The organism is Ornithinimicrobium panacihumi, assembly GCF_052073805.1.
Classification (GTDB): domain Bacteria; phylum Actinomycetota; class Actinomycetes; order Actinomycetales; family Dermatophilaceae; genus Ornithinicoccus; species Ornithinicoccus panacihumi.
In genome coordinates this window covers 1-8577 of record NZ_JBQGWG010000040.1, presented here as the reverse complement: position 1 = coordinate 8577, position 8577 = coordinate 1, and the positions used below count along the sequence as shown (strand labels likewise).

Sequence of the window (8577 nt, the reverse complement as noted above, 5' to 3'; positions counted from 1 at the left end):
GATGGTCAAGTCCGACCTGCGCGCCCGACCGATCTTCCACCAGCTGCGCGACTCGATCGAGGCCCACCTGACCATCGTCTTCGCCGCCCTGGCGATCTCCCGCGAGGCCCAGCAGCGCACCGGTGCCTCGATCAAGAAGATCCTCAACACCCTGCGGCCCCTGCGCACGGCAACCATCACCGTCGGCGGCCACCACATCACCGCCGAGCCCGAGCTTCCCGACGAGGCGCGCGAACTCCTGAACTACCTCAACCCCGGGGTGTAACTAAGACGTCACAACTCAGGTCGGAGAGTGCTGACCCGCCGGCCGCTACCGGAACCGAGCCTGCCAGAGGATCGGTACAACCCATTAGATCCGCGTGTTTGATCAGGGCAGAAGATCCCAGTACTGACGACGAGCCGGCATCGCATGAATGACCATTTCTTCGCCGCTGCGAAAGATCAGTACCACGGTCTCCAGGAGCCGCGCCTGAGTGTCGAAGCCGAGCCGCAGCTCGCGGTGTGGCCATTCCTCGTTCTCGAGCGGCTCGATCCACAACGGCAGGTCCGCGGCCTGCGTCGCGTCCTCGGGCAGCACCCCGTGCTTGCGGGCGCTGCGGTGAACCTTCACACGGCGTAGCTGGCGAGGGCTCGTCGGATCGCTTCCGAGCGTGACAGGTGTTCCCGCGAGGCGTAAGCGTCTAACGCCGCGATCTCCTCGGCCGTAAGGCGCACCGCGATCACCTGCATCGGCTCGGCTCCACGCCCGGGGCGTCCTCGCCCGCGGCGCTTGAGCTCCTCGACGTCGTACCCGGCTTCGGCCTGGTCAGCCCACTTCTGGACCTGCTCATCCGTCACCCGGTCATCACCTGCCATGAAGAGAGCGTATAACGAAAATGTGGCACAGGGAAGGCTGGACGGTGAACGACAGGCGAGCGACCCGCGGCAAATGCGGACGTCCGCAGTGGTCTCGCTCCTCAGCTACCTAGCCAGGCCGAGGAAAGCCATCAGGGCGCGCTCGACCTCCACGAGACTCTCAGGCGCCAGGCGGCCAACGCGCGCACCGACGTTCTCGCGGCGGACTGTGGTGACCTTGTCGATCATGACCTGGCTGTCGTGCTGAAGACCGGTGAGATCATCGGCGGCGACGCGTACGCGAAGCAGAGGGGCATCGACCAGGGTCGTCGTCAGGGGCGCCACGGTCACCGAGGCAGTGCCCTCGAAGAGGTCGTCCTGCACGATCAGCGCGGGCCTCGGCTTGGAGGCGTAGACACCCCCGGCGACGGTCCACAGCTCGCCGCGCCTCACTCCTCGTCCCAGGGGGCGGTGACGGCTTCGACGAACTCCTGGTCATCGGACTGCTCGTCCGCCCTGGCGACCAGGGCCGCCTGACGTTCCGCTTCCAGTGCAAAGCGCTCGCTACGCACGTCCGGCACCCAGATCTGCACAGGTCGAAGGCCGCGTGCGCGCATCCTGCGCCGGTACTCGCTGACTCGATGCTTAACCGTCATACCCACCACGTTACATGTAACGAAGGTGCGGCGGAAGGGGTTCATGGCCCCAACCACGCCCGAAGACTCGGGTCCCCAGCGCAAGGGACTGTCCGCCAAACGGTGTTTCTGGCCTGACACGCCGGCTCAGCTGGCGGGGAAGGTCATGTGATGACCGAGAAGATCACGAGCGTGAGCTCGATGCCGAAGAAGGTGAAGAGGACGACCTCGCGCAGCGAGGCCGAGCAGGCCGCGGTCCGGGAGCTGGTCAAGGCTGCCCGGGCACGTGGTGAGGACCTGACCGGCCCGGACGGGCTGCTCAAGTCGATCACCGCCACCGTCCTGGAGACAGCCCTGGAAGAGGAGCTGGCCGAGCACCTCGGCCACGAGAAGCACCAGGCACCCACCACGGAGAACGGCAACATCCGCAACGGCACCCGACCCAAGACGGTCCTCACTGACGCCGCCGGGGAGGTGACGATCGCGGTGCCGCGGGACCGGGCCGGCACGTTCGAACCGGTGATCGTCAAGAAGCGCCAACGACGCCTCTCGGACGTGGACGCGGTCGCGATCAGCCTGTTCGCCAAGGGCCTGACCACCGGTGAGATCTCCGCGCACTTCGACGAGGTGTACGGCGCCTCGATCTCCAAGGACACGGTCTCGAGGATCACGGACAAGGTGCTCGAGGAGATGGCTGCCTGGGCCTCGCGTCCTTTGCAGCCGGTGTACGCGGCGATCTTCATCGACGCGATCTACGTGAAGGTCCGCGACGGGCAGGTCGGCAATCAGCCCTTCTACGCCGCGATCGGGGTCGACCTGGCCGGTCGCCGAGACGTCCTGGGGCTGTGGGCCGGGCAGGGTGGTGGCGAGAGCGCGAAGTTCTGGATGAACGTCCTGGCTGACCTGAAGAACCGCGGCGTGGCCGACGTGTTCTTCATCGTCTGCGACGGCCTCAAGGGCCTGCCGGACAGCGTGAACGCGGTCTTCCCGCAGGCGATCGTGCAGGCCTGCGTGATCCACCTCATCCGGGCGACGCTGCGCTACGCGAGCCGGAAGTACTGGGACCAGCTGGCCAAGGACCTGCGCCGCATCTACACCGCACCTTCGGTTGAGGCGGCGTGGGCGGCGTTCGAGGAGCTGGAGGAGAAGTGGGGCAAGCCCTACCCCGCGATCCCGAAGATGTGGAGAGCGGCGTGGGAGGAGTTCATCCCCTTCCTGGCCTACGACGTGGAGATCCGCCGGGTGCTGTTCTCCACCAACGCCATCGAGTCCCTGCACGCCAGGTACCGGCGCGCGGTGACCGTGCGCGGGCACTTCCCGACCGAGCAGGCCGCGCTGAAGTGCCTGTACCTGGTGACCCGCGGGCTGGACCCCAAGGGCACGGGGCAGGCACGATGGACCATGCGGTGGAAGCCCGCGCTCAACGCTTTCGCCGTCACCTTCGCCGACCGCATGCCGGCCGCGGAGAACCTCTGAGATGAACGCCAGAAACACCGTTCATCGGACATGCATGCTTGTAGCAGCGCGGTGAGGGTCGTGACCCACCCTCTGACTGGTGCCCTGCTGGGCTACCGATGGTCTGATCAGTCCGGCCCTCACCGTGTGACACGGAGCACCGGCCGGTCGGGCATGACCTAATACGAGCCTGGCCCGGTGACGCGGGCCCGGTGCATGTCCTGTCTGACCGACCCGGCCGGTGCCGACCCCTCGGATCAGAAAGGGCCGGTCCCATCATGACTGACGCACCAGGACGAGTCGGTGGTATCGACTCGCACAAGGACACAATCCACGTGGCCGTTATCACCGACATCGGCCAGCACGTCGACGACAGACAGTTCCCGACCACCCAGTCCGGGTACCGCCGCGCAGTCGCCTGGCTGATCGGCCACGGGCCACTGACCGCCGTCGGGGTGGAGGGAACCAGCAGCTACGGACGCGGGATCGCCACCGAGCTGACGACCGCCGGAGTGCGGGTTGTGGAGGTCAACCGGACCCGCCCGGCCGAGCGCCGCAAGCAGGGCAAGACCGATGCCCTGGACGCCTACCGGGCCGCCCGGTCCGTGCTGTCCGGCGAGGCCAGCACCGACCCCAAGTCCGCCAGCATCGAACCCCTGCGTGCCCTGAACATCACCCGACGATCGGCTCTCAAGGCCCAGCAGGCCGCCTGGCGGCAGATCGGCTGCGTGCTCGTCAACGCCCCCGCTGCCGTCCGTGACCGGTACCGGGACCTGCCTGACGCCAAGCTGCTGAGCACCTTGGCCGGGCTGCGACCGGGCCGGTGCGCCGACCCTGACGAGGCGGACCTGCTGCACGCGCTCCGTGCACTGGCCCGTCGCCACCGTGACCTGGCCACCGAGATCGCCGACATCGAGGCCCGGATGCTGGCCCGTGCCACCCGGGCCAACCCCGGCCTGATGGCCATCAAGGGCGTGGGACCGGTCACCGGGACCCAGCTGCTCCTGACCGCCGGGGACAACCCCGACCGGCTGCGCAGCTCCGCCTCCTTCGCGGCGCTGTGCGGGACCTCGCCCATCCCCGTCAGCTCCGGACGCACCGATCGTCACCGGCTCTCCCGCGGCGGGGACAGACAGGCCAACGCCGCCCTGCACCGCGTCGTGAAGAACCGCATGACCCACGACCCGACCACCCGCGCCTATCGCGACAAGCACCTCGAGAAGGGCTGGACTGTGCCGGCGGTGTACCGGGCGCTCAAGCGAGCTGTCGCCCGCGAGATCTTCCAGGCCCTCACCGGCCACTGCCCCGTGCCCGACTACTCAGACCTCCGACCCTCACGCCGGGCCAAGAACATCACCCTTACCAACGCCGCTTCCGCGATGGGCGTCTGGCCAGCCAGAGTCGGTGAACTCGAGCTCGGCAGACGCCGCGACGACGACTTCGCCGACCGCTACCGCCAATGGCTCACAGCCGCTTGACACCCCATAGGAGCATCAGACCCACCCCGGCGTCACGCGCCCGCTCGATACCTTGGATGGGCGGTCCCGCTGTGGTTGCCCCTTTCGCCGTGTCTGGTATGTTGACCGCGAATCTACACTCAGCTGGACGGGAGCTTAGGAGTGGTTCGTTCAAAGTCTGTCTCGCAGGTTGTGGCGTGTGGCGCGCTCGCCCTGGCCCTGGTGGTATCAACGGCGATACCGGGCAGCGCGTACGGATTCAAGGACGGGTACCGGTACCGTTCCTCATGCATTCAGCCGTCTGATCCGTGGGTGCGCGCACAAGGATCGGGCACCCTGAACATTGTTGGCCCAGGCCAGCCGTACGAGACCGAACGCAGCGGAGCTCCGGGCTACTGGTACGTCGCTGGCACGTACAACGGTGGCTACTGGTCGGTTGAGGCGCCCGGATCCGGGACCGTCAGCAGCTCTGGCACCTACTCCTTCTGTCTCAATCCGTGAGCCTGCCCCGAAGCCGTGCAGTCATCCTCCTGGTGTCCGCTGGCGCGGCGCTGACGGCCTGCACCGACTCCGGTCACCCGGCCACGGAGTCTGCAACCCACACGCAGCGGGTAGCTGAGCCCGATCCGGGGCGAGGCCCGACGGCAGCCCCGCTCCGCGAGACTGCGTGGGGCATGGCCATCCCCGAGGCACCGATCGACCGGAGCAACGAAGCCGAGATGGCCAGGCAGTGGTGGACCGCCAAAGCTTCGTGCCTCACCGAGAACGGCTTCCCCGCCCACTACGACGGCGAGGGAATCACGATCACGGGCGGCGGATCAGATCAGCGCGAGGCTCGGCGGGCCCAGTCAGCCGCATGCCACGAGGCGATCACGGAAAGGCTCGGGCCCCTTCCCACCGAGATCCCCTACTCCGCTGACGAGCTCCGAGCCCAGCACGCCCTCCTGGTCGAGTCAGCAGACTGCCTCCGGCAGCGTGGCTACCCACCATCGACCGAGCCGCCGAGCGTGGACGCCTTCATCGCCAACGAGTACCTCGTCTACGCAGGGAATGAGCAGGCCCTTGACGACCGCTGGAGTCCCTACCCTGAAGATCCGAACGCCTATCTTCGGGCGGAAGTAGCGTGCCCCTACCCCATGGGCCCCGAGATCACCGCCTGGCTGGCGGACAAGTCGCCGTAGTCCGCCGGGTGGCCCCGCCCTGGGACGCCGCTGCTTTCCGTGTTCCTTATCGGGTGCGGTCAGGGTGGCGTTCCCGACCCTCTCCTACCGCTGGTGGCCCACAGCTTCGCCCTAACCGCCGGGCAGGCTGGGACCGGAGCGGGTTCCTCAATGTGCGGGCCGGTGTACCCGTCAGGGTGAATCGCCCCGGGTCTGATGGAGGCTTTCAATCCTGGGAAGGATGATGAGCACCATGCCAGCACCGAGGAAGTACAGCGTCGAGCTGCAGCAGCGGGCGACGAGGATGGCGTTGGACGCCAGGGCCGACCCGCAGTCGGCTCGTGGGGCGATCAAGCGGGTCGCGGACCAGTTGGGGGTGCATCCCGAGGCGTTGCGCAACTGGGTCCGGCAGGCCGAGATCGACGACGGCGTCCGGCCGGGCACCACGAGCGATGACGCGCAGCGCCTGGCCGATCTCGAGCGTGAGGTGCGTGAGCTGCGCCGGGCGAACGAGATCCTGAAAACGTCCGCGGCTTTTTTCGCGGCCGCGGAGCTCGACCGCAAGCTCAGGTAGAGGTGCCCACCGCGGTGCTGGTCGACTACATCGACGCTCACCGCGACCGGTTCGGGGTCGAGCCGATCTGCACGGTCCTGCGGGACGCCGGCGTGCAGATCGCCCCGAGTACCTACTACGCCGCCCGGAACCGCCCGCCCTCGGCCCGCGCGGTGCGTGACGCCGAGCTGACCGAAGAGATCAAGGCCGTCCACAAGGCCAACCTGGGCGTCTACGGGGCCCGCAAGGTCCACGCCGAGATGAGGAGGAAGGGCAGCGCGGTGGCGCGCTGCACCGTGGAGCGGCTCATGCAGGCGGCCAGGCTGCGGGGCATCCCGCGGGAGAAGACCGCCCGGACCACCTTCGGGCAGGGCGCCGAGACCGAGCGCCCGGCGGACCTGGTCAACCGCGAGTTCGTCGCCTCGGCACCGAACCAATTGTGGGTGGCCGACCTGACCTACGTGCGCACGCATGCCGGGTGGACCTACGCGGCGTTCGTGATCGACGTGTTCAGCCGCATGGTGGTGGGCTGGCAGGTGTCGACCTCGCTGCGCACCGACCTGGCGCTGGACGCCCTCGACATGGGCCTGTGGGCGCGGCGGCGGGCCGGCCGCGACGTTGCCGGGCTGACGCACCACAGCGACCGCGGAGTTCAATATCGAGCCATTCGCTACACAGAGGGCCTCGCCGAGGCCGACGCCGTCGCCTCGGTCGGGTCCAAGGGCGACAGCTACGACAACGCGATGGCCGAAGCCTTCAACTCACTGTTCAAGGCCGAGTGCATCCGCAACCCTGCCATGCGCCCCAAGGGCGGCTGGGCCAACGTCAGCGACGTCGAGCTGGCCGTCGCCGAGTACGTCGACTGGTTCAACCACCGGCGCCTGCACGGCGAGCTCGGCCACGTCCCACCCGCCGAGTACGAGGACCACCACTGGGCAACCACCACGCCCGAGCACTACCCTGACAACCCCGTCCCCGCCGGGGCCGGAGCCAACTAACCGAGCCTCCACGAAACCCGGGGCGATTCAGATCGAAGTTGTCCCGGTCGAGTTCCACGGTTCTGACGGGTCGCTGCGCTCGGCACGGGCGCGGCTGGTCGGCTGGGACGACCCGGGTAACTGAAGCGCCCCAGGTTTGATGCCGCTTCCTTTCGAGTCCGGAAGGATGCATGTCATGCCGAAGAAGATCGATCCCGAGCTGAAGGCTCGGGCTGTGCGGTTGGTGCTGGAGCACCGCAACGAGTACCCGACGATGACCGCGGCCGTGCTGGCGGTCTCCCGGCAGGAAGGAGTGGGCAAGGAATCGTTGCGGCGGTGGGTCGCCCAGGCCGAGATCGATGCCGGCGACCGGCCAGGGACCACCACGGCCGAGCAGGCGGAGATCAAGAAGCTGAAGGCCGAGAACCGGCGGCTGCGTGAGGACGTGGCCATCCTGAAGGCGGCCACGAGTTTCTTCGTGGGGGAGCTCGACCCCCGGAACCGATGATCATGGCGTTCATCGACGCCCAGCGCGCCCAGGGGCACGCGGTCGAGTCGATCTGCCGGGTCCTGCGCGAGCAGGGCCTGCAGGTCGCCGCGCGCACCTACCGGGCCTGGAAGAACAACTCCCGCCAGCCCTCGGCCCGCACGCACACCGATGCTCTGGTGATGGACCTGGTGCGCGACCTGGCCTGGACCACCAACACCCGCACCGGCGCCCGTCAGCTAGCCCCGGAAGGGCTGTACGGGCGACGCAAGATGACCGCGCTGGTCCGCCGCAGCGGCCTGCCCGACGCCTCGGCCGGGGCGGTCGACCGGGCGATGCGCGCCCTGGGCCTGTCCGGCCTCCGCCGCGACAAGGGCATCCGGACCACGATCCCCACCAAGGACGGGCGGCGCGCTGGCGACCTGTTGGATCGCGACTTCACCGCCACCTGCCCGAACCAGACCTGGGTGATGGACTTCACCTACGTCCGGGCCTGGACCGGGTGGGTGTACGTCGCGTTCGTCCTGGACGTCTTCGCCCAGCGGATCGTGGCCTGGCACGCTGCCACGACCAAGGAGGTCGACCTGGTGATGACCCCGCTGCGGATGGCGATCTGGCAGCGTGACCACGACGGGCACCCCGTCGCACCCGGCCTGATCTGCCACGCGGACGCCGGGTCGCAGTACACCTCGCTGCGATTCACCGAGCACCTGGCCCTGGAAGGCCTGCGACCCTCCATCGGCTCGGTCGGTGATGCGTTCGACAACGCCTTGATGGAGAGCGCCATCGGCCTGTACAAGACCGAGTGCATCCGCACCACCGTCTTCTGCGACGGGCCCTACAAGACCATCGCGGACGTCGAGTACGCCACCGCTGCCTGGGTCGACTGGTACAACCAGCGACGCCTCCACGGCAGCCTTGGCATGATGTCCCCAGTGGAGTACGAGAACGCCCACTACGCGACCCTCAACCGAGAGCCGCAACCCGTATAGGAGCGGCACAGAACCTGGGGCGCTTCA

General features: G+C 68.1%; 9 protein-coding genes, 1 pseudogene and 2 other annotated features. Of the genes and pseudogenes, 6 read left to right on the top strand and 4 right to left on the bottom strand.

What is annotated here, in order from left to right; all coding sequences use genetic code 11:
• A pseudogene (locus ACTMMA_RS17980) lies at positions 1 to 265 on the top strand (IS1634 family transposase); the annotation flags it as partial.
• 102 nt (positions 266 to 367) lie between these two features.
• Here ACTMMA_RS17980 and ACTMMA_RS17975 read toward each other — a convergent pair.
• From ACTMMA_RS17975 to ACTMMA_RS17960, 4 genes are all read right to left on the bottom strand, one after another.
• Complete coding sequence (locus tag ACTMMA_RS17975; RefSeq protein ID WP_441191449.1) at positions 368 to 610, bottom strand: toxin; 243 nt, start codon at positions 608 to 610, stop codon at positions 368 to 370.
• Positions 607 to 855: a DUF6290 family protein gene (locus tag ACTMMA_RS17970; protein WP_441191448.1), complete on the bottom strand. Its 249-nt coding sequence runs from the start codon at positions 853 to 855 to the stop codon at positions 607 to 609. The genes ACTMMA_RS17975 and ACTMMA_RS17970 overlap by 4 nt, the downstream gene beginning before the upstream one ends.
• Positions 856 to 960: 105 nt before the next feature.
• Positions 961 to 1287 carry a type II toxin-antitoxin system PemK/MazF family toxin gene (locus ACTMMA_RS17965; RefSeq protein WP_441191447.1) on the bottom strand — a complete coding sequence of 109 codons (327 nt, stop codon included), beginning with the start codon at positions 1285 to 1287 and terminating at the stop codon, positions 961 to 963.
• Complete coding sequence (locus ACTMMA_RS17960) at positions 1284 to 1535, bottom strand: antitoxin MazE-like protein (RefSeq protein WP_229665787.1); 252 nt, start codon at positions 1533 to 1535, stop codon at positions 1284 to 1286. The genes ACTMMA_RS17965 and ACTMMA_RS17960 overlap by 4 nt, the downstream gene beginning before the upstream one ends.
• A 135-nt stretch (positions 1536 to 1670) precedes the next feature.
• On the opposite strand from ACTMMA_RS17960, the gene ACTMMA_RS17955 reads away from it, so the two are divergent.
• From ACTMMA_RS17955 to ACTMMA_RS17935, 5 genes are all read left to right on the top strand, one after another.
• On the top strand, positions 1671 to 2945 hold the full coding sequence (locus ACTMMA_RS17955; protein ID WP_441191450.1) for an IS256 family transposase: 1275 nt from the start codon (positions 1671 to 1673) through the stop codon (positions 2943 to 2945).
• A gap of 257 nt (positions 2946 to 3202) precedes the next feature.
• Positions 3203 to 4402: an IS110 family RNA-guided transposase gene (locus ACTMMA_RS17950; protein ID WP_441191446.1), complete on the top strand. Its 1200-nt coding sequence runs from the start codon at positions 3203 to 3205 to the stop codon at positions 4400 to 4402.
• 653 nt (positions 4403 to 5055) lie between these two features.
• Positions 5056 to 5562, top strand: a complete 507-nt coding sequence (locus ACTMMA_RS17945; RefSeq protein ID WP_134772307.1) for a hypothetical protein — start codon at positions 5056 to 5058, stop codon at positions 5560 to 5562.
• A gap of 232 nt (positions 5563 to 5794) precedes the next feature.
• A protein-coding gene (locus ACTMMA_RS17940) for an IS3 family transposase (protein ID WP_441191445.1) occupies positions 5795 to 7092 on the top strand; the annotation gives its coding sequence in 2 pieces (ribosomal slippage) (positions 5795 to 6089 and positions 6089 to 7092; 1299 coding nt in all).
• Positions 6073 to 6222 (top strand) — a sequence feature (AL1L pseudoknot). Its footprint overlaps the gene before it by 150 nt.
• A 175-nt stretch (positions 7093 to 7267) precedes the next feature.
• Positions 7268 to 8550, top strand: a protein-coding gene (locus tag ACTMMA_RS17935; RefSeq protein WP_441189664.1) for an IS3 family transposase whose coding sequence is annotated in 2 segments (ribosomal slippage) — positions 7268 to 7541 and positions 7541 to 8550 — 1284 coding nt in all. Because the reading frame shifts where the segments join, the coding sequence is not laid out codon by codon here.
• Positions 7537 to 7671, top strand: a sequence feature (AL1L pseudoknot). Its footprint overlaps the gene before it by 135 nt.
• Positions 8551 to 8577: the final 27 nt, after the last annotated feature.